Source organism: Halomonas piscis (assembly GCF_031886125.1).
Lineage (GTDB): Bacteria > Pseudomonadota > Gammaproteobacteria > Pseudomonadales > Halomonadaceae > Vreelandella > Vreelandella piscis.
Genome location: NZ_CP119391.1, coordinates 3,151,130 through 3,169,713, shown reverse-complemented (window position 1 = coordinate 3,169,713; position 18,584 = coordinate 3,151,130). Strand labels below are relative to the sequence as shown.

15 protein-coding genes and 3 pseudogenes are annotated in these 18,584 nt (G+C 52.9%); 11 read left to right on the top strand and 7 right to left on the bottom strand.

What is annotated here, in order from left to right:
- The first annotated feature begins 69 nt into the window (after positions 1–69).
- The 7 genes from P1P91_RS14870 to P1P91_RS14840 all read left to right on the top strand — a co-directional run bounded on the left by P1P91_RS14870 (position 70) and on the right by P1P91_RS14840 (position 8,378).
- The gene (locus tag P1P91_RS14870) at positions 70–1,953 is read left to right on the top strand and encodes an FAD-dependent monooxygenase (protein WP_311883607.1); all 1,884 of its coding nucleotides are present in this window, start codon (positions 70–72) and stop codon (positions 1,951–1,953) included.
- A 50-nt stretch (positions 1,954–2,003) separates the two neighbouring features.
- Positions 2,004–3,158 (top strand): 3,4-dihydroxyphenylacetate 2,3-dioxygenase, encoded by a 1,155-nt coding sequence (gene hpaD, locus P1P91_RS14865; RefSeq protein WP_311883606.1) that lies wholly within the window; start codon positions 2,004–2,006, stop codon positions 3,156–3,158.
- A gap of 38 nt (positions 3,159–3,196) precedes the next feature.
- Entirely contained in the window at positions 3,197–4,681 is a 1,485-nt protein-coding gene (locus P1P91_RS14860) for an NAD-dependent succinate-semialdehyde dehydrogenase (protein ID WP_311883604.1), read from the top strand.
- Between the two features lie 69 nt (positions 4,682–4,750).
- The gene (hpaR, locus tag P1P91_RS14855) at positions 4,751–5,230 is read left to right on the top strand and encodes a homoprotocatechuate degradation operon regulator HpaR (protein WP_311885816.1); all 480 of its coding nucleotides are present in this window, start codon (positions 4,751–4,753) and stop codon (positions 5,228–5,230) included.
- A gap of 170 nt (positions 5,231–5,400) precedes the next feature.
- Positions 5,401–6,471 carry a TRAP transporter substrate-binding protein gene (locus tag P1P91_RS14850; RefSeq protein ID WP_311883602.1) on the top strand — a complete coding sequence of 357 codons (1,071 nt, stop codon included), beginning with the start codon at positions 5,401–5,403 and terminating at the stop codon, positions 6,469–6,471.
- A 54-nt stretch (positions 6,472–6,525) separates the two neighbouring features.
- On the top strand, positions 6,526–7,062 hold the full coding sequence (locus tag P1P91_RS14845; RefSeq protein WP_311883601.1) for a TRAP transporter small permease: 537 nt from the start codon (positions 6,526–6,528) through the stop codon (positions 7,060–7,062).
- A complete protein-coding gene (locus P1P91_RS14840) occupies positions 7,059–8,378 on the top strand; it encodes a TRAP transporter large permease (RefSeq protein ID WP_311883600.1) in 1,320 nt (439 codons plus the stop codon). Before P1P91_RS14845 ends, P1P91_RS14840 begins: the two co-directional genes overlap by 4 nt.
- 102 nt (positions 8,379–8,480) lie before the next feature.
- Here the strand turns inward: P1P91_RS14840 and P1P91_RS14835 are convergent, their stop codons facing one another.
- Positions 8,481–8,837: a cupin domain-containing protein gene (locus tag P1P91_RS14835; RefSeq protein WP_311883599.1), complete on the bottom strand. Its 357-nt coding sequence runs from the start codon at positions 8,835–8,837 to the stop codon at positions 8,481–8,483.
- 74 nt (positions 8,838–8,911) lie between these two features.
- Complete coding sequence (locus P1P91_RS14830; RefSeq protein ID WP_311883598.1) at positions 8,912–10,210, bottom strand: NAD(P)/FAD-dependent oxidoreductase; 1,299 nt, start codon at positions 10,208–10,210, stop codon at positions 8,912–8,914.
- 434 nt (positions 10,211–10,644) lie between these two features.
- Between P1P91_RS14830 and P1P91_RS15215 the strand changes: the two are divergent.
- A pseudogene (locus P1P91_RS15215) lies at positions 10,645–10,954 on the top strand (IS30 family transposase); the annotation flags it as partial.
- Between the two features lie 262 nt (positions 10,955–11,216).
- Here the strand turns inward: P1P91_RS15215 and P1P91_RS14825 are convergent.
- On the bottom strand, positions 11,217–12,596 hold the full coding sequence (locus P1P91_RS14825) for an IS1380-like element ISPsp9 family transposase (RefSeq protein WP_376717215.1): 1,380 nt from the start codon (positions 12,594–12,596) through the stop codon (positions 11,217–11,219).
- A 620-nt stretch (positions 12,597–13,216) separates the two neighbouring features.
- Between P1P91_RS14825 and ltrA the strand changes: the two genes are divergently transcribed.
- Positions 13,217–14,482 (top strand): group II intron reverse transcriptase/maturase, encoded by a 1,266-nt coding sequence (gene ltrA, locus P1P91_RS14820; protein ID WP_311883597.1) that lies wholly within the window; start codon positions 13,217–13,219, stop codon positions 14,480–14,482.
- 84 nt (positions 14,483–14,566) lie between these two features.
- Here the strand turns inward: ltrA and P1P91_RS14815 are convergent.
- From P1P91_RS14815 to P1P91_RS14800, 4 genes and pseudogenes are all read right to left on the bottom strand, one after another.
- Positions 14,567–14,917: pseudogene (locus tag P1P91_RS14815) on the bottom strand (integrase core domain-containing protein); the annotation flags it as partial.
- Between the two features lie 16 nt (positions 14,918–14,933).
- On the bottom strand, positions 14,934–16,013 hold the full coding sequence (locus P1P91_RS14810) for an IS110 family RNA-guided transposase (protein WP_311881886.1): 1,080 nt from the start codon (positions 16,011–16,013) through the stop codon (positions 14,934–14,936).
- Between the two features lie 178 nt (positions 16,014–16,191).
- Positions 16,192–16,965: a DDE-type integrase/transposase/recombinase gene (locus P1P91_RS14805; RefSeq protein WP_311883596.1), complete on the bottom strand. Its 774-nt coding sequence runs from the start codon at positions 16,963–16,965 to the stop codon at positions 16,192–16,194.
- Positions 16,962–17,453 (bottom strand): transposase, encoded by a 492-nt coding sequence (locus P1P91_RS14800; RefSeq protein ID WP_311881896.1) that lies wholly within the window; start codon positions 17,451–17,453, stop codon positions 16,962–16,964. The genes P1P91_RS14805 and P1P91_RS14800 overlap by 4 nt, the downstream gene beginning before the upstream one ends.
- 99 nt (positions 17,454–17,552) lie before the next feature.
- Between P1P91_RS14800 and P1P91_RS14795 the strand changes: the two genes are divergently transcribed.
- Positions 17,553–18,304, top strand: a protein-coding gene (locus tag P1P91_RS14795) for an IS5 family transposase (protein WP_407650536.1) whose coding sequence is annotated in 2 segments (ribosomal slippage) — positions 17,553–17,868 and positions 17,868–18,304 — 753 coding nt in all. Because the reading frame shifts where the segments join, the coding sequence is not laid out codon by codon here.
- 54 nt (positions 18,305–18,358) lie between these two features.
- Positions 18,359–18,570, top strand: a pseudogene (locus tag P1P91_RS15210) (IS30 family transposase); the annotation flags it as partial.
- Between the last annotated feature and the right edge of the window lie 14 nt (positions 18,571–18,584).

The window sequence follows — 18,584 nt, the reverse complement described above, 5'->3', positions numbered from 1 at the left end:
GTTAAAGCATACTTGTCAAAATTAGAACATTAACGGGCGGATATGTTATCGGCCCCGGGAGGAATCATCATGCAGTTTCATCATCACGGCTACGTGTCAGGTGATCCAAAGATAGAGCCTGCAGCTGGCGTCGGCATTGACCGAACGAAGGAACTGCCCGATAAGATTGATGTGTTGGTGATTGGTGCCGGTCCGGCCGGTATGATTACGGCAGCACAGCTAGCGCAGTTCCCGAACGTGGAAGCGCGGCTGATTGATAGCCGTCCTGAACGTCTGGCAGTAGCTAATGCCGACGGCATTCAAGCTCGCAGCGTGGAAACTTTCCAGGCTTTTGGCTTTGCTAATGCTGTTATGGACGAAGCCTATCGAATAACGGAAATGGCTGTCTGGCGCCCCGATGATGACCAACCGGATAACATCGTACGTGCCTCGGTACCCGAAGATGACCCATCTGGAATCAGTGAGTTTCCGCACCTGATTCTCAACCAGGTGCGTGTACAGGATCATTTGGTCGATTTCATGGCCAACTCACCGGCACGTATGCAGCCCAATTACGGTATTGAATTCATCAGTATGGAAGACTCGAGGGAAGGAGAGTATCCGCTCAATGTACGAGTACGCTATACAGCTGGTGAGCGTGAAGGTGAAGAGCGCATATTGAAGGTCAAATATGTAGTTGGCTGCGATGGTGCTCATAGTCGTGTTCGCAAAGCAATCGGCCGGAAGATGGAAGGCAAGCAGGCAGCACATGCCTGGGGTGTCATGGATGTACTGGCAGTTACTGATTTCCCGGATATTCGCACCAAGTCCATCATCCAGTCCAAGTCGGGGGGCAACATCCTGCACATCCCCCGTGAAGGTGGACACCTATTCCGTATGTACGTGGATTTGGGTGAAGTTCCTACAGATGATGAAAGTCAAGAGGTGCGCAAGACCACATTCGAGCAGACGTTGGCTAAAGCCAATGAGATCATGCATCCATATTCACTGGATGTTAGGCATGTAGCTCGCTATACCGTCTATGAAATCGGCCACCGCTTGACCGACAAATTTGACGATGTCGAAGATACGACATCACATACGCCGAAAGTAATGATCGCTGGTGATGCCTGCCACACGCACAGTGCTAAGGCTGGTCAGGGTATGAACGTTTCCTTGCAGGACGGCTTCAACCTGGGCTGGAAGTTGGGGCACGTGACTTCTGGCCTGGCTCCGGCGTCAATCCTCAATACTTATAGTGAAGAGCGTAAAGAGGTGGCCCGCAACTTGATAGATTTTGACCAAAAGTGGTCACGCCTGATGGGCACTCGAGGTGAGGATTTTGAGGATCCGAAAGAGCTAGAAGAATTCTACGTCAAGACTTGGGAATTTCCGGCTGGCTTCATGACCCAATACCAGCCATCTATGATCACCGGCTCTACCACTTACCAAGGCATGGCCAGCGGCTTTCCTATCGGTAAACGGTTTCATTCAGCGCCGGTAGTGCGTGTGGCAGATGCAACACCTGTGGAGCTGGGCCATTTGGCAAGTGCCGATGGTCGCTGGCGTATTTACGCTTTTGCTGATGAAAACCATAAGGCACTTCAGGAATGGGCGCATTGGATGGAGCAATCAGAGCACTCGCCACTTAAGTTATATACCCCCGAGGGGGTAGACGCCAATACTGTTTTTGACGTCAAGGCAATTTATCCACAAACCCACGATCAGATTGAAGTCATGGATGCTCCGGCCGTGTTCAAACCCTTGGTGGGGCCCTTTGAACTGGTCAATTTGGAGAATATTTTCAGTGTAGATGCAAAGGCTAGTGATATCTTTGAAAAACGCGGTATCGACCGCACAGCTGGCGCTGTGGTCGTAGTTCGACCCGATCAGTATGTAGCCCATGTATTGCCGCTGGCGGAGCCTGAATTACTGGCTTCCTTCTTTGAGCAGTGCATGTATCCTCAAAAATGATAAAAGTGTGACATAAAAGCTGTGGTTCAATTGCTTGGAGATAAAACGACATGACTGATAAGACACTGACTTCTTCCGGCTTCTACGTTTCTCAGGAAAAGTCGCTGCAGCCGGCCAACAAGGTTCCAACGCCCCAGACGCCACCGCCTGACATTCTGCGCTGTGCCTACATGGAGCTAATCGTCACAGATATGGCGGCCTCCCGCCAATTCTATGTTGACATACTCAACCTCCAGGTCACTGAAGAAACAGAGAACGTGCTCTACCTGCGTTCATTGGAGGAATTTACCCATCACAATCTAGTATTGCGCAAAGGCGATACGCCGGCCGTGGCAGCCTTCGCATGGCGCGTGCGTTCACCCGAAGACGTGGACCGCGCCGAAGCCTATTATAAGGAGCTGGGTTGCCGGGTAGAGCGCCGTGCTGATGGTTTTGTCAAAGGCATTGGTGATGCCGTGCGGGTGGAAGATCCGCTGGGCTTTCCGGTGGAATATTTTCATGATGTTGAGCATGTGGAGCGTTTGACTTGGCGTTATGACCTGTATACTGCCGGTACTGTCCTGCGTTTGGATCATTTCAACCAGGTAACGCCGGATGTGTCACGTGCCACGCGTTATCAGCAGGATCTTGGTTTCAAGGTCACCGAAGATATTCAGGATGACGAAGGCACGGTTTATGCCGCATGGGTTCGGCGTAAATCCACGGTGCATGATACTGCCATGACAGGTGGCGATGGGCCGCGTATGCACCACATTGCCTTTGCCGCGGCGGAGCGAGGCAATATTCTGTCACTATGTGACACGCTGGGCGCGCTGCGGATGTCTGATCAAATCGAGCGTGGTCCGGGGCGGCACGGTGTATCCAATGCCTTTTATCTGTACCTGCGTGACCCCGACGGGCACCGAGTGGAAATCTACACTCAGGATTATTATACCGGTGATCCGGATAACCCCATGATTACCTGGGATGTGCATGATAACCAGCGCCGTGACTGGTGGGGTAATCCGGTAGTGCCATCTTGGTATACTGATGCGTCATGGGTGCTTGACTTGTCTGGGAATGTGCAGCCAGTTGTCGAGCGTACCGATTCTTCAGAGATGCAGGTTACCGTGGGTGCTGACGGCTTTTCTTATACCCGCAAGGATGACCAAGATGATATGCCCGATTGGAAAAAGGGCGAATACAAGATGGGCCATCAGCTGTAAGGCTATAGCCCTTTGTCATTTACCCACCGGCATCTTGGGTGCCGGTTATTTCCAAGGTTCATAAAATTATGATTGAGTCATTTTATCTTGAAGAACTGTCCGGCTATATCAATGGCCACTGGTTGAGTGCGGATTCCGGTGCAACCTTTGCCGTATCCAACCCGGCCACTGGCCAGACATTGGCTGAGGTACCATATATGGGCGCTGCCGAGACACAGCGCGCCATCAACGCTGCGGAATCGTCGCAGCTGGACGTTCCTGGCGAAGATGTCCGCCAGAGCTGGCTTCGTGACATCGCAGAAGTTTTGCGCGCCGAAAAAGATGAAATTGGTCGTATCCTGTGCATGGAGCATGGTAAGCCCTTGCCCGAAGCCTGTGATGAAGTTGAGTATGCAGCTAGTTTTTTTGACTACTATGCTGACATTATGACGGATGCGCTGGCTCCTGAGGTAATGCCAGACCAGGTCAAGGGCTGCAAGTGGACCGTCTATAAGCGTTCCATTGGGGTCACGGGACTGATTACACCATGGAATTTCCCGATTGGCATGATTGCCAAGAAACTGGCACCGGCGCTGGCAGCGGGTTGTCCGGTAGTAGTCAAGCCAGCTAGTGAAACACCTTTGACCATGATTGCACTGTTCAGGCTCATGGCTGACAGGCTTGATATACCCGCTGGCATGATCAATCTGGTGATGGGTTCGTCTTCTGCCATTGGTACTGAGTTGATGACGTCACCGATCGTGCACCTGGTATCGTTTACTGGCTCTACTGAAGTGGGGCAGCTACTTCTGGAACAATCAAATAATCAAGTCAAAAGATTGGGCTTGGAATTGGGTGGTAATGCTCCATTCATTGTGCTGGACGACGCTGATCTGGATGCCGCGGCCGACCACCTAATTGCCAACAAATTTCGAGGTGGTGGCCAGACTTGTGTTTGTGCTAACCGGGTATATGTACAGTCGGCAGTTTATAGTGCCTTTGCTGAAAAGGTCGTGGCCCGCGCGCAGGCGCTAAAGGTGGGTGACGGAATGACATCCGGCGTTAATGTTGGTCCGTTAATCAATGCTGCCGGTTTCGATAAGGTTAAGGCGCATGTCACTGATGCGCTACAAAATGGTGCCCAGTTAGTACAAGGTCCAAAGCCGGAGGCAATGGAAGCAGAAAAAAGTCTGCTATACTCGCCCACCGTTCTCACTGATGTGACCCAGGACATGTTATGTTGCCAAGAAGAAACCTTTGGCCCCTTGGTGCCGCTAGTACGCTTTGAAACCGATGAAGAAGCGCTGACATTGGGAAACCAGTCTGAATTTGGCTTAGCTGCTTATGTTTTTAGTGCCGATTCGGTACGAGCCGATCGACTTATTCGCCATTTGCACTATGGACACTGTGGCTACAATACTGGTACCGGACCGGCGGCACATACGCCTTTTGGCGGTATGCTGAAGTCGGGCATTGGTTATGAAGGCGGTTATGCCGGACTAATGGAGTATATTGAACTGCAGAGCGTTCCAGATGGCAGTTAAATAATGAAAAAGGGGTGTTATAAATCAAGCGCCCCACTGCAAGCATGGATAGATATTAAAGTGAAAGAGATGGAAGCAAATCAAATAGAGAAGTTATCTGAGGCGACGGAGCGACCACAACCACCGGCCACGCGGCGTGCCTTGCCGATGGCATTGTTGCAAGCGCGCGAGTCGGTTATGTCGCGATTTCGTCCGGTTCTGCATGAGCATGGCATTACCGAGCAGCAGTGGCGCGTTATGCGTGTTCTGTCCGAAAATGACGTGCTCACTGCTATGGCTATCTCTGAACAAGCCAATATTTTTGCTTCCAGCTTGTCACGCATCCTCAAGACATTGGAAAAGCACGGTTTGGTCGTTCGTCTTAAAAGTGTTGATGATGCCCGGCTTACCTTGATTCGCCTAACTGAAGAAGGTCATGACATTATTGACCAGATAGCGCCGGAAAGCCTGTCAATATATGCCAAACTAGAGGAGGAGTTAGGAGGCGGGGAGCGTATTGAGCTGTTAATAAGCATGCTTAATGAGCTGACTGAGCTTCATCACAAGTAAAGAATAGGTTATGCTTCCGCCTAGCTACCTTGCTGTTTTATATACTCGAAGAGCTATTGGTACTAATAGCATTTAACTTTACTAGAGACTATTAGTCAAGGATATAAATCTTGACTAGTAAAATTAAATTTAACATATTATTTAATAAGTTTAATAAATACAGGAGATAGATGATGAGAGTAAATAAGATGGTAGCTGCTGTGGCTGCTGGTTTTTTTATTGCTGCTAATAATGCTTACTCAGCGGAAGTGAATTTGCGTTTCGAACATTTTCTGCCGGCAAATTCCAATGCCCAGAAGAATGTTATCGAACCTTGGTGTGAAGATCTGAATGAGGAGTCAGATGGACGCATAGAATGTGATATCTATCCATCCATGCAGTTGGGAGGTGAACCTAGTCAGCTGGTAGATATGGTTCGGAATAACGTGATAGACGTAGCTTGGACAGCACTGGGATATTCTCCAGGTCGATTCCGGCGTAGTGAGGCACTTGAGCTGCCATTTATATTGCCCGCCGGTGGTGAAACGGCCAGCCGTATCGTTTGGGATTATAGCCAGCGATATGCCCAGGAAGATTTCGAAGATTATAAAGTGCTGGCTGTTTATAGTGACGGTGGTGGCGCAATTCACACTACCAGCAAAGCTGTTCACGATCTGGATGATCTAGATGGATTGCGCCTCAGAGCCTCTACGCGCATGGCTTCAAAGTTGCTTGACTCGCTAGGTGCTACACCGGTAAGTATGCCTCCTAGTCAGATCGCAAACACTTTGTCAAAGGGCGTTATAGATGGTGCTTTAGCTGTCTGGGAGGTTGTTCCGCCTACCAAAATGGATGAGACTACCTTCTATCATACTGAGGTCTCATCCTACGACCCGAACGCCGAGCCTGAGCGCGCTACCAGCACCGTTACTACGCTGGCAGTACTGATGAACAAAAGAAAGTATCAAAATATGCCGGAGGATCTGAAAAAGATTCTTGATAAGTACAGTGGTGAAGCACTATCGGTGCGTTTCGGCAAGGCGTGGGATGATAAAATACAAGAGTATCGTGATGATATTGGAACACAGCCGGATCAGGAAATTATTCGTGTAGACGATAAAGTTTATGAAAATATGCTTGAGGCTTCCGGTAAAGTTACCGAAGAATGGCTTGCTTCCAACAAGGGTGACTTTGATCGCCAGGAAATGCTGGATCATTTGAAAGATACTGTTAGTGAATACGCATCCGGTATCGAAAATTAATCAGTTGATACTCAGTGTTAATCCCGATGCATAGCCAATGCATCGGGAGCTCCAATGGAGGAGCTGATTATGATTGGAAAATCTTTAAAATATCTAGCTACGGCGTTGGCTTTGATTGGCGGCATGATCGTGTTAGCACTCATTGCTATGTCGCTAGTATCACTTGTGGGGCGAAAGATTTTCTCCTCCCCTATTCCTGGCGATATCGAAATGCTGGAAATGGCTATTGCCGTAGCAGTTACAGCTTTTTTACCGCTGTGTGAGCTCAATGGTAACCATATTCGAGTGGATTTCTTGGCTGGCTTTTTTCCGGCCGTGGTTAACCGCATACTGCTATGCATTGGTCATGGTTTACTGGCTAGTGTTGGTATATTAGTAACCTGGCGCACACTCCTGTTAGTGAGTAGCAGCTTAAACTATGAGTCGAGTTCAACTATGTTAGCCGTACCTCTTTGGATACCCCAGGCTCTAATGGTGCCCAGTTTAGCGCTGTTGGTATTGTGTGCGCTCTATCGAGCAGGGCGCTCTCTTGTTGAGCCTGAGACAGCGTCATCTGATATTGATGACACATTGGAAGAGGTTCAATCATGAGTGGCATTGCAATTGGCCTGATCGCATTGGCGGTGGTGCTGGGCCTTCTAGCACTTCGTATCCATATTGGTATTGGCATGTTTCTGGGTGGCATTGTCTGTTACCTCATTGTCTATAATGGTGATACCAATGCCTTGATGTTTACCCTCAATAAGCTGGTATATGCACGGATGTCAGATTATGATCTTGCCGTAATACCGCTTTTTTTGCTTATGGGGCAATTCGCCATTTACGGCGGTTTGTCACGCTCATTGTTTAATGCTGCTTCTGCTTTTATTGGGCACTGGCGTGGGGGCATGGCTATGGCTACCACCGGCGCTTGTGCCGGCTTTGGCGCTATTTGTGGGTCATCGCTGGCTACGGCCGCCACCATGAGCCAGATAGCTATGCCCGAATTGGATAGGCATCATTATCCGAAAGGTTTGTCCGCTGGTACTATTGCCGCGGGCGGTACGTTGGGTATTCTGATTCCACCATCAGTGCCATTGATCGTCTATGCAGTACTAGTTCAGGCTTCCATTGGGAAGTTGTTCATGGCAGCCATTATTCCAGGCATTATCGCTATGCTGGGTTATTGGGCTGTTATTTGGGTTGTGGCTTCACGCACCATGAAAGATATGCCGACCATCCCCAAAGCCAGCTGGGCGACACGTTTACAGTCGCTGTTGGAAGTCATGCCGGTGGCGCTGGTCTTCGTGGTGGTGATCTATGGTATCTATGGTGGCTGGGCTAATCTAACTGAGGCTGCTTCTATTGGGGCAGCCGCTTGTGGCCTATATGCCTGGCTGCGTGGAGGCATGAGAAGCCACGGGTTGTACAAGAGCTTAATCGGTACCGCTGAAACCACAGCTATGATTTATTTGATCGTTGTTGGCGCAGATTTGCTCAATAGCGGCCTAGCGTTAACGCATATGCCCGCAGAACTTGCGCAGTGGGTGCAGGACATTGGACTGCAACCCATGTTAGTAATCACTGCCATTTTGCTCATTTATCTGATACTGGGGTGCGTCATGGATTCCCTGTCCATGATCTTTTTGACTATTCCGATCTTCTATCCGATTGTTACGGGCTTGCCATTCTTTGACTTGACACAAGAACAGGTAACTATCTGGTTCGGCATCATTGCCCTGATGGTGGTGGAAATTGGTCTGATCACACCGCCCGTGGGTATGAACCTATTTATCGTGCATAAATCTAGCGGAACACCACTGAGCCGAGTAGCCCGAGGTATCTTGCCTTTTCTATGTGCTGATGCCTTACGTATCGCGCTATTGGTGATACTGCCGTCATTGTCGTTGATGCTGATTTCACTCTGAAGATCTTTGGGTCAGCAAGCGTGTTGTGACAAATAGTCTAGATAATATAGAAGAGCCCGGGATTATGATGTTCCCGGGCTTTTTTTGGGGGTCTTTAAATAGCTAGACTTGAGCTAAGTAATGCTTGACGAATTCTTCCGTCTGAACTTCCCATAGTACGGGAGTGCCTTTTTTAATTAGCCAGCTATCGCCAGGCTTGTAATGTCTTTTCTGGCCGGTGTTTTCATCCGTTAGGATGACCTCACCGGCAACGACACATGCATGTTCTGTGAATGGGTAGTGCATGCGAAAAGTCGATTGATCTACTCCGAAATAGGCGGCATGGTTGCCTTCTTCAGGTGAACCAATAGTGGGTTGCAGATAGGCATTGGCTTTGCCAGCAACGATAGTTGCGCCTAGCAGTTCTACAGTACCAATGTGATCCAAGTCAGTCAGTTTTCTTGGCTCGATTGGGGTCATTTTTACACTCCTGCTCTTTGGATGTTGATGATTTCCGGAACTAATTGGCTTATATCTTACCGGCGAAAGAAAAGTCAGCGCCGGCCTGTCCAGTAGCCTGAGGTTTGATGCCAAAATTTAGCGGCTGTCAGAATGGCGTTGCTCATTGAGTCCTTGGCTGGAATCTTTGTCCGTCTGATCGAGCTGATTAAGTCGTAACGTTCCGATCCTTTATTCATGCCTTCGGCCAGCACCTTGCAGATGATGTGACTGGGCGTAACGCCAAACCCGGCGTATCCTTGAACGAAATAAACATTAGGGTGTTGTTCCAGCGAACCGATTTGTGGAAACAGGTTGGCCCCGCAGGCCATGGGGCCACCCCAGGCCAGATCGATTTTCACATCCTTCAGGTATGGGAAAATCTTGAGCATTAGGTTGCGGTTCCACTCTTTCAGGTTGCGTGGGATATGTTCTACAAGGCTGGTAGCAGAGCCAAAAAGTAGACGATTTTCATTGGTTACACGGTAGTAATCGATGACGGGGCGAATATCACTATAGGCGCCCCGGATCGGACTTATGCGCTCGATAAGCTCGTCTGATAAGGGCTCTGTTACTATTTGGAAGGCATGAGTATTAATGGTGGTTTGATGCAGGTTATGCTCCATGCCGTTGAGAAAAGCATTGCAGGCCCAGAGCATCTTGCTGGCCGTTACAGATCCTTTGGCAGTGCGAACTTTGATTCGGTCACCATATTCGACTTCCAAGGCTGGGCTATATTCGTAGATGCGAGCGCCATGGTCTTGGAGTGCTTTGGCTTCTCCCAGCAGTAGGTTGAGCGAATGCACGTGACCGGCGCCCATGTGCAGCAGGCCGCAGGAATAGGCATCCGAGCCAACAATTTTCTTTACGTCTGAGCCGGTGAACAGCTCGATATGTTCATCTGGGGCAACTTCCTTAAAAGCTTTCTCCCATCCGCGCAGCGTTTTTTCCTGACGGTGGTTGAAACCCATATAGCCATAGCCATATTCAAAGTCGGCATCGATACCATATTTTTCGATGCGTGACTTTATAATATTGGCACCAGCATCGGAGAGCTCAAAGATAGTTTTCATACCAGCATCGCCGACATCCTTCTGGATCGCGTCGAGATCATGACCAATACCAGCCATGATTTGACCACCATTACGACCGGTACCGCCAAAACCAAGATAACGTCCTTCCAGTACTGCTATGTTAGTAATACCTTGTTCTGCAAGCTCCAGTGCTGTGTTAATGCCGGAAAAACCACCTCCAATGACAACTACATCTGCCTCAATGTCTTCCTCCAGAGAAGGGAAGTTAATATCATATTTTTTCGTAGCAGTATAATAAGTTTCGTTTTCAACGTTATACATAAAGCGTCTCTGCTGGGTGAGGGTTTTGTATTTTTCTATATTAGTTGTGTATGAATAAAGTTTTATGGATAACTTTGAAGCTAAATATATCTAATTGGTTTTTCTATTTTTGGAAAAGAGGTGTTTCAATGCCTATATAAAACTGCTTATGCTAGATAGGATGTAAGATGGTGCTGGTGGCTGTCAAGATGGAAAAAAAGGTTGGCATGCATGCAAAATAATTTGGCAATGTTAAAAAAGAATTATGTCATATGGATGCTATAATTTCCAAAATCCATAGAGAAATGGCAACACTTTGGACCTGGGCTTATAGAATAACTGTATCATTTTGGACCACGAGGTAGAGGCAGGAAGGTCAGCACCGGTACCTGTCCTGCTTTACCTACCAAAGTTAAGCAGAGCATGAGATACCGGAAGCTGACCCGGATACAACGGTTGAAGGTCGACACTACATCGGCCATTGGGAAGGGGGGACCGTGTTCAGGGCCAAACACAATCGGGTCTGGCTACGCTGGTAGAGCGGCGTCGCGGTTAGCTACTGGCAGCACAGCTGCATAGAGTTCTCGGCGGAGCTGACGAAAGCAGCTACGATCCGCTCTGCTGAAGCCTCGTCGAGGGGCATTAAAAACCATAAGGCTGGACAATGGCTCGGCATTTTATGAACACCAGGCCGTAGCCAAGGCAGTGACCGCAGCGATGTACTTCTGGAATGCTTACTGCTTGGAGCTGCTTGGGGGCGATGACTGTCAAGCTTGTTGGAAGTGTGCCCTGAACCCGCCTCATTCACGAGGGTGCTGATTGAGCGGTCTGAAGGTACTGACTGGTGGCATCGCTTATCAGGATCGGCTTCTTCAGTGCGAATGGCCGTTGAGTAATGCCAAAACGCTGAAATTTTCCCGCTTTCTTATAGCTCTTTGGAATCAATTGCGACCGTCCAAGCAGCCGTGATCGCCGCCCGCCGCTCCGGTCGCTCGCTTTCTGATGCTGTGGTGGTCTCGCAGGAGCGTCAGCTCAGTGCGGTCAGCTTCGGCAGCCCCTTCAGCAGCGTCGGCCACCACTTGTCGGCGGCGGCACCCAGATGAACGGTGATTCGCCGAGCGTGCAGCCTCAGCGTGGCGGCGACCTTCAGCACCTGCTCGCGCATCCGGCTGAGGCTCCAGCCTTGCCGGGTCTGCCGCTCCAGCAGGCAGCGCAGGCCATGCAGGACCTGGTAGGCGTAGAGGCTGAGCAGCAGGCTCACCTCGTTGCGTGCCATCACGTCCTGAACGGTGGAGGCGCCGCGATCGGTCGACGAGAGGTGCACGTCGAGCGCCGACTTCACCTCGCCCATGTGCGCCTCGGCGCTGCCGCGCTTGCGGTAGAGCGCCAGGACCTTCTCCGGCGGCCAGTCGAACTTGCCGAGGTTGGTGACTAGGAAGAAGGCATGCAGCAGCAGGTCATCGGGGCGTTCCTGCACCACCAGCACCACGCGACGCGGTGCCGACCAAGAGCCCGCTTGATACTCCAGGTCATGGCACCACTCGCGAGGCTGCTCGGGTGGCCGGCCGGGTGGCCGCTTCAGGTGCGGTGCCGCCAGCTTCTGCAGACCGGTGTGACTGCGCAGCCGGCCCAGGTACTCGATGTCACGCTCTTCCAGGGCCGCCAGCGTCGCGTTGTCGGTGAAACCGGCGTCGATGCGCACGCGAACCTGAGCCCCGGTGCTCTCGTTGAGTCGCCGCACCAGATGCGGGATCCAGGTGTCGGCGTTCTCGGCCGGGCCGGCGTTGCCCTCGCGCAGCAGGCCGCCCACCATGTCACCGGTCTCGGCCAGCGAGGCGACCAGCGGCGAGTAGATGCGGGCCCCGTAAAGGCCATGATAGGCCGACCCGCCCTGGTGGCCATGCACCTCGATCGGCAGGCCGTCGATGTCCAGCGTCAGCTGTTTGGGACGTTCACCGTTCTGCAGCGAGGTCAGGCGCCAGACCACCAGCCGCAACAGGCCTTCGTGCACGGCATCGATATTGTCGTTACGACCGAGGCAGCTCAGCAGCCGCGACAGCGTGGCTTGAGACGGCCGGTCCTGGACCAAGGGCGTCATGCCGCGCGCATCGCTGCAGGCCAACTGCCAAAGCGGGTCACGGCGCAGCGTGTCGGTATCGCTGAGATCGATCCAGCCCATCGCACGCTGCAGCACCAGGGTACGCAACTGGCTGGCCAGCGAATGACGGATGCGCAGCGGGTGGCGTCGATCGACCAGATTGTCTTCCAGCGCCTCGATCACGCCGCTGTTGTCGAGGGCCTCACGCAACAGCAGAGCGCCGCTGTCGCTGGTGGTGCGCTGGCCGCTCAGCTCAACACGGACAGCGCCGTTGCATGAGGGCGTCCAGGTGGATAGGCTTTCACCCATAGCGGATGGCTCTCTTGGTTCAGGTTCTTGGCGGAACACACTGAATTTTCAAGAGAATACCATCCGCTATCTTCGTTTTCAGGCCGGCCTCATGAATAAGCCGGGCTGAAGGCTGAGCATGAGTAACGTGCCAGTCATGCTGTATCTGTGATGAGGGCGGGCCCCTCGGATACGCCGATCAGGCGGTGTGTCCAAACCACCCTGAGCTGCTGGCGTCAAGAGCGTCGGTGGTGAGCGTCAGTGGAAAAGGCAAGGCGAGACCTTGTCAGGTGTGAATAGCGGAGACGAACGAAAGTGAACCACCGACGAAGTGTCGATAATTGCAACCGATATCAAAACTGGGGTCTTTCCAATGCCCCAGGACAAGTCAGGCGGCAACCTGAACGTGGGCCTGGCGGTATCCGGCATAGAGGTGGCGTGACCGTTATTCAGGCGCAGATACGGAACAGGGGAACCTGTCACGTCGATGCCAAGGGAGCGATTCAATCAGAAACCCTGAGAGAATCTGAGTACCAATGCGACGTACAGGGGCGGAGTCGTGCGTAGTAGCGATGAAAAGGCTGTAATGGCCTTGGAGCGAAGGCACGGCCCTATCCAGCCTGAGCAAGGAGGCAACTGTCATGAGGCAGGATGACCTTCGTGTGATGGCAAAACCCTTCGAGATACCCAAGCGGACGCTCTGGGAGGCCTGGAAACGCGTGGCGGCCAACAAAGGTGCGCCGGGCGTCGACAAGGAGAGCATCCCAGCCTTTCAGGATAAGCTTGGTCCCAATCTGTACAAGTTGTGGAACCGCATGAGTTCGGGCAGCTATCATCCTGCACCTGTTCGCCAAGTTCTGATACCGAAAGGTGATGGGCAGTTCAGGCCGCTGGGGATTCCTACGGTCGGCGACAGGGTTGCGCAGATGGCAGTAAAGATGATCCTGGAGCCCAGGCTCGAAAGACTCTTCCACACGTCGTCATTCGGCTATCGCCCAGGGCGTGGTGCACACCAGGCGGTGATGCAAGCACGTCGAAACTGCTGGCGATATGACTGGGTGGTAGATCTGGATATGAAGGCATTCTTCGATACCATCGACCATGATCTACTGATGAAAGCGGTGGAGAAGCATGTGCCTGAGCCCTGGATTCGCCTTTATATTCGCAGATGGCTAAAAGCCCCAGTGATGCAGGAAGATGGGTCGAAAGTAGAGAGGGATAGAGGCACGCCGCAAGGCGGTGTCATTTCACCAATATTGGCGAACCTTTTCCTGCATTATGCCTTTGATGCCTGGATGGCACGCACGTTTCCTCATCTTCCCTTTGAAAGGTACGCCGATGATGTGGTCTGCCACTGTCGGACAAAGGAGGAGGCAGAGGCGCTGCTGACCGCCTTGCATTACAGAATGAGCGAATGCCGCCTGGAATTGCATCCTGAGAAGACTAAAGTGGTGTACTGCAAAGACGGCCGCCGAAAGGGTGGTCACCCGCATACTCGCTTTGATTTTCTGGGGTTCAGCTTCCACGCTAGAACCGTGCAGGACAAGCAGGGAAATCTATTTACTGGGTTCAACCCCGGGGTGAGCCGCAAGGCACTTAAGCGGATACATGAAACGCTCCGACGTATGAATATCAATCGAGCGACATGGGCAGACCTTCGTCAACTGGCGGATTGGCTCAACCCCATGGTGCGAGGTTGGGTGACATATTATGGAAAGTTCTATCCGCAGCCTCTGGAACGAGCGCTGGTGAAGATCGACCTCCGTCTGGGCCGTTGGGCACGCAACAAGTACAAGCGTTTGAGAGGGCACAAGCGCCGGTCATGGGCTTGGGTAAAGAAGGTCCGTGAAGCACAGCCAACTCTCTTTGCGCACTGGGAGTTCGTCTACTCGAAGAAGGTTGGATAGGAGGAGCCGTATGAATCGAGAGGTTCACGTACGGTTCTGTGAGAGCCTGAGGGGGCGGTTCCCTCGGGCTACTCGACCCTGGAATCAGGCGGCTTCTAATCGCTGATCCTGTTGAACCAGCGGGTCTTCCTGGTCGGGGTTCAGCCAGACTGTCCGGCGCGGTGTCCAGTTGCGGGTGGCACTGCTCCACCGCCCGGGATGTTGCCGTTTCGCCTCGGCATAGATGGCGCCTCGCCTTGCCAGCACCTCGTTATCCAGGCCGGCATGCCGCTCACCCGGGGTGACGAACCGTATGGCGCTGTGGCGGTGTTCGTGGTTGTACCAGTGCACGAAGCGCGTCACCCACTGCTGCGCCGCTAACAGGCTCTCGTAGCCGTCCATCGGGTAGTCGGGCCGGTACTTGCAGGTCCTGAACAGCGACTCCGAGAAGGCGTTGATGCTCCTATATCTGTCAAGTCGCGTATTCAGCTACTTTGGGGCCATACCGTAGGAGACGATAAACCTCACGAATGATGTAACGCTTGAGGCACCTGACAATGTCACGTTTCGTCTTGCCTTCTGCGGTCCTTCGCGCAACGTACACCTTAGTTGGCTCGTGGCCTCGCATTCGCACAATCGCCGCGCGATAGATGGCAGCATTGAGCTGTCTGTGTCCACCCCTGTTGATTCTATATCGGCCTGATGTCATGCCTGATGAGGCGGGAATAGGGCTAATGCCGGCCAGCTTTGCCAATGCCGCCTCGGATTTGATCCTTTCAGGATTATCTCCCACAACAATCAGTATTTCTGCTGCCGTGTGAGTGCTGATGCCATACGACTCGACCAGCTGCGGTACGGCTTCTTGGACAAGGTCATAGATCATTTTATTCAATGCACCGGCTTCCTCATCCAGAGAAATCCAGCGCCGAGACAGGGAACGAAGCGTATGTTTAATGCTATCTGTCGTATTCTCCAACAAGCTGGGACGTAGCCTGGAAAATTTGTGTGCAAGCGCCAATGGCGTTTTCGCTTCAGCGCTAGCCCGGACATCGTCTGGTGCATGAACCAGCATGGCCTTCAGGGTCACCATGGCCGCTGTACGGGCTTTGACGGCCGTATCATAAGCCACCTTCAGCTGCCGAACCATTTCAGCAGTGCCATCGGTCACCTTGGGTATAGCGGTTGCCGTTCTGGACAGAACAGCACGGGCGGCATTCTCGGCGTCTAGGGTATCGGATTTTCCATTCAGCCGCCTGAGACGGCGATTGGGGCGACTCACCTCGATGACCAACGTGTCATGCCGGCGAATGAAGGAAGTCAGAGCGGCGCCGTAGGAACCGGTGCCTTCCACACCAAAGGCCAGGATTCGACCAAAAGAGCGTGCCCAGGCCAGCAGCTTTTCAAAGCCGTCACGGTCCGCCGTAACTGAAAGCGTTGATCGTAGGCCAGCGGTTGTATCTACAACGGCAGCAACATGGATATGCTTATGCGTATCCACCCCAACGACGATATGGCCGGAAGGTGCGATATCAGGTAACTGTAAAGCCGTCATGTCAGCCTCTGAGTATGTCGAGTTATGGTCTCCAGAATCGGCCAAGTGGACAGGACTGTCATGAGAGTATATGCCTTCAGGCTCCTATTAAGTCACAGCTTCGCCATACTGGATCAGGTGCCCGGTCCGGAGCTGACAGATCAACGCCAAGGCATGCAACGGCCAATCATTGCAAGAGTCAAGCCACCAAGACCAGGTCTTCCGGATCGATTATGAATCCGACGTATAAAGACTGACAGTCATTGGAGACCCGAGGGCGGCTGTACGATGGGGTGATGTTTAACCGCTGCAGCGTCGCCTGAAGCGTCGAGCCTTTCATGGCGGAGCCATTATCGGCGTGCAATACCAGTGGCTGGTTGATGCAGCCTTCCCGCAGTACGGCACGCTGGATTACCTCGCTGCTGTTGGCCATGGATTCCTGGTCGAAGACCTCGGCATCGACGATTTTGCGGCTGTAGATGTCGATGATCATGTACAGGTAGTAGAACTGCCCACGCACCTGGGTCGGTAAGTAGGTCACGTCCCAGCTCCAGCAAGCATTGGGGCGTGTCACCCGGTGTCGCTGTGGGTCGCCCTTGGGACGTGGAGCGCGAGCGCGGCCACGGTGGTGCTGCTCACCATGCTCCCGGAGGATGCGGTAGTAGCTGGACTCTGACGCCACGTAGCGGCCTTCTTCGTCCAGCAGCCGCGGCACGATCTGTCCGGGCGGCAGGCTGGCGAACTCAGGACGATGGCAAATCTCCAGCACCTGCTGACGTTCCTCCGGCGATAGGGCATGGCGCGGGACAGGCCTCACCGCTTTAGGCCGGCGATCCTGATCACCCCGCACCCAGCGGCGATACGTGTTGGTACCGATGCCGAGCTCTGCACACGCGGCTTGCAGGCGGGCTCCTTCGGCGAGGGCCTCATCGATCAGCTGTATGGCGTCCTGGCGATCTGAAGTGCTGATCATTCGTCCTCGTCCCCCCAGATCGCTCGTGCCTTTTTTCGCAATGTCAGTAGTGCAGCGGTTTCCGCCAGCGCGGCCTCCTTGCGGCGGAGCTCGCGCTTGAGTGCCTTGTTCTCCTGGCGCTCCGCCTTGCGTGCCTCACTCTGCTGCTTGGTGGCGGCATCGCTTCGGTCGTTAGCGCCTTCACAGCTCGCACGCCAGCGCTGGACCTGCTCGGGATAGAGGCCACGCTGCCGGCAGTATTCGGCACGCTCAGCCTCGCTGAGGGCCGCCGTCTCCAGAACGGCGTGGAACTTGTCCTGCGAGCTCCAGCCTTCGGGATCATCGCTCTGGTCAGGTAGCAAACGGCCTGCTTGTCGAGCCTTCTTGCGCCAGTTGTACAGTGTCGCAGCGGAGATGCCTTCTTCCTGGGCCACTTCTGCCACCGTGCGGTTGTGCGGTGGGAGCAGCTTCTTGAGGATGGCTTCCCGGCGCTCGTCGGAGTACTTCATCGGAACCTCATCACGCCCCATATGGTTCAGAGTCTAGGGTGTGTTAACAATCATTAGTTTCGTTTAAACTGATTTAGTATTCATAGATTTTGGTGGGCCATGAGTCGGTTGAAGTTACGCGATGATCAGTGGGAGCGAATCGAGCACCTGCTCCCCGGCAAAGCCTCAGACTGTGGGGTAACTGCCAAGGACAATCGCCTGTTCGTGGAAGCCGTGCTCTGGATCGCTCGGACCGGCGCCCCGTGGCGTGATCTTCCCGAATCTTTTGGGCGCTGGCACACCGTCTACATGCGGTATAACCGTTGGTCACGAAAGGGCGTTTGGCAGCGTATTTTTGACACAGTAGCCGACGATCCCGATCTAGAGCAGCTGATGATCGACGGTAGCATCGTCAGGGTGCACCAGCATGGAGCGTCAAAAAAAACACGCAAGACGTCGAAGCCATGGGCAAATCTCGAGGCGGATTGAGCACCAAAATTCATGCCGCAGTCGATGCGTTAGGTAACCCAGTACGATTGGTTCTCACACCGGGCCAGGCGTCGGAGTATGGTGCTGCTCCCGCTCTACTGGAAGGTTTTTCCCCGCAAGCAGTGCTGGGCGACAAGGGGTATGACTCCACTGCTCTGCGGGACATGATTCAGGCCGCAGGTGCCGAGCCGGTGATTCCTCCGAAAAAGAATCGTTTGGCGCGCATTGAAGTAGACTGGCACTGTTACCAAGATCGCAATCTGGTGGAGAGGTTCTTTCAGAAAATCAAGAAGTTCCGGCGGTTATCTACACGCTATGAGCGACTGGCAAGAAACTACCAGTCACTCCTCTGCCTCGTGTCAGCCGCCATATGGCTGGCCTAATTGTTAACGCCCCCTAACAGCCGCTGAAACTCCAACTAGCGTGACAGTGGGGGGGGGGGCAACGAGAATACCCGTGGCGTGAAACGACAATATCCTCTCAAGAAAACCGATTTTCCGTCGGGGCACTGAATATTGAGCGACGCAGGATAATCAGGAAGCTGAATGACCGTCCACGAAAACGGCTTGGCTATCAGGCACCGGTGCAAGTGTTTCTGGACGGATACTCGGGTGCCCTGGTTACCGCAGGTGCTGCGCTTATTGTTTGAATCCAGGTAATGAA

What these genes read in the sequence shown, in the direction of transcription:
- P1P91_RS14835 (WP_311883599.1), bottom strand. Translation starts at nt 8,837, where the DNA reads ATGACCCCAATCGAGCCAAGAAAACTGACTGACTTGGATCACATTGGT.
- P1P91_RS14800 (WP_311881896.1), bottom strand. Translation starts at nt 17,453, where the DNA reads ATGAAGTACTCCGACGAGCGCCGGGAAGCCATCCTCAAGAAGCTGCTC.
- P1P91_RS14850 (WP_311883602.1), top strand. Translation starts at nt 5,401, where the DNA reads ATGATGAGAGTAAATAAGATGGTAGCTGCTGTGGCTGCTGGTTTTTTT.
- P1P91_RS14825 (WP_376717215.1), bottom strand. Translation starts at nt 12,596, where the DNA reads ATGGGTGAAAGCCTATCCACCTGGACGCCCTCATGCAACGGCGCTGTC.
- P1P91_RS14810 (WP_311881886.1), bottom strand. Translation starts at nt 16,013, where the DNA reads ATGACGGCTTTACAGTTACCTGATATCGCACCTTCCGGCCATATCGTC.
- P1P91_RS14830 (WP_311883598.1), bottom strand. Translation starts at nt 10,210, where the DNA reads ATGTATAACGTTGAAAACGAAACTTATTATACTGCTACGAAAAAATAT.
- P1P91_RS14805 (WP_311883596.1), bottom strand. Translation starts at nt 16,965, where the DNA reads ATGATCAGCACTTCAGATCGCCAGGACGCCATACAGCTGATCGATGAG.
- hpaD (WP_311883606.1), top strand. Translation starts at nt 2,004, where the DNA reads ATGACTGATAAGACACTGACTTCTTCCGGCTTCTACGTTTCTCAGGAA.
- P1P91_RS14845 (WP_311883601.1), top strand. Translation starts at nt 6,526, where the DNA reads ATGGAGGAGCTGATTATGATTGGAAAATCTTTAAAATATCTAGCTACG.
- ltrA (WP_311883597.1), top strand. Translation starts at nt 13,217, where the DNA reads ATGAGGCAGGATGACCTTCGTGTGATGGCAAAACCCTTCGAGATACCC.
- hpaR (WP_311885816.1), top strand. Translation starts at nt 4,751, where the DNA reads ATGGAAGCAAATCAAATAGAGAAGTTATCTGAGGCGACGGAGCGACCA.
- P1P91_RS14870 (WP_311883607.1), top strand. Translation starts at nt 70, where the DNA reads ATGCAGTTTCATCATCACGGCTACGTGTCAGGTGATCCAAAGATAGAG.
- P1P91_RS14840 (WP_311883600.1), top strand. Translation starts at nt 7,059, where the DNA reads ATGAGTGGCATTGCAATTGGCCTGATCGCATTGGCGGTGGTGCTGGGC.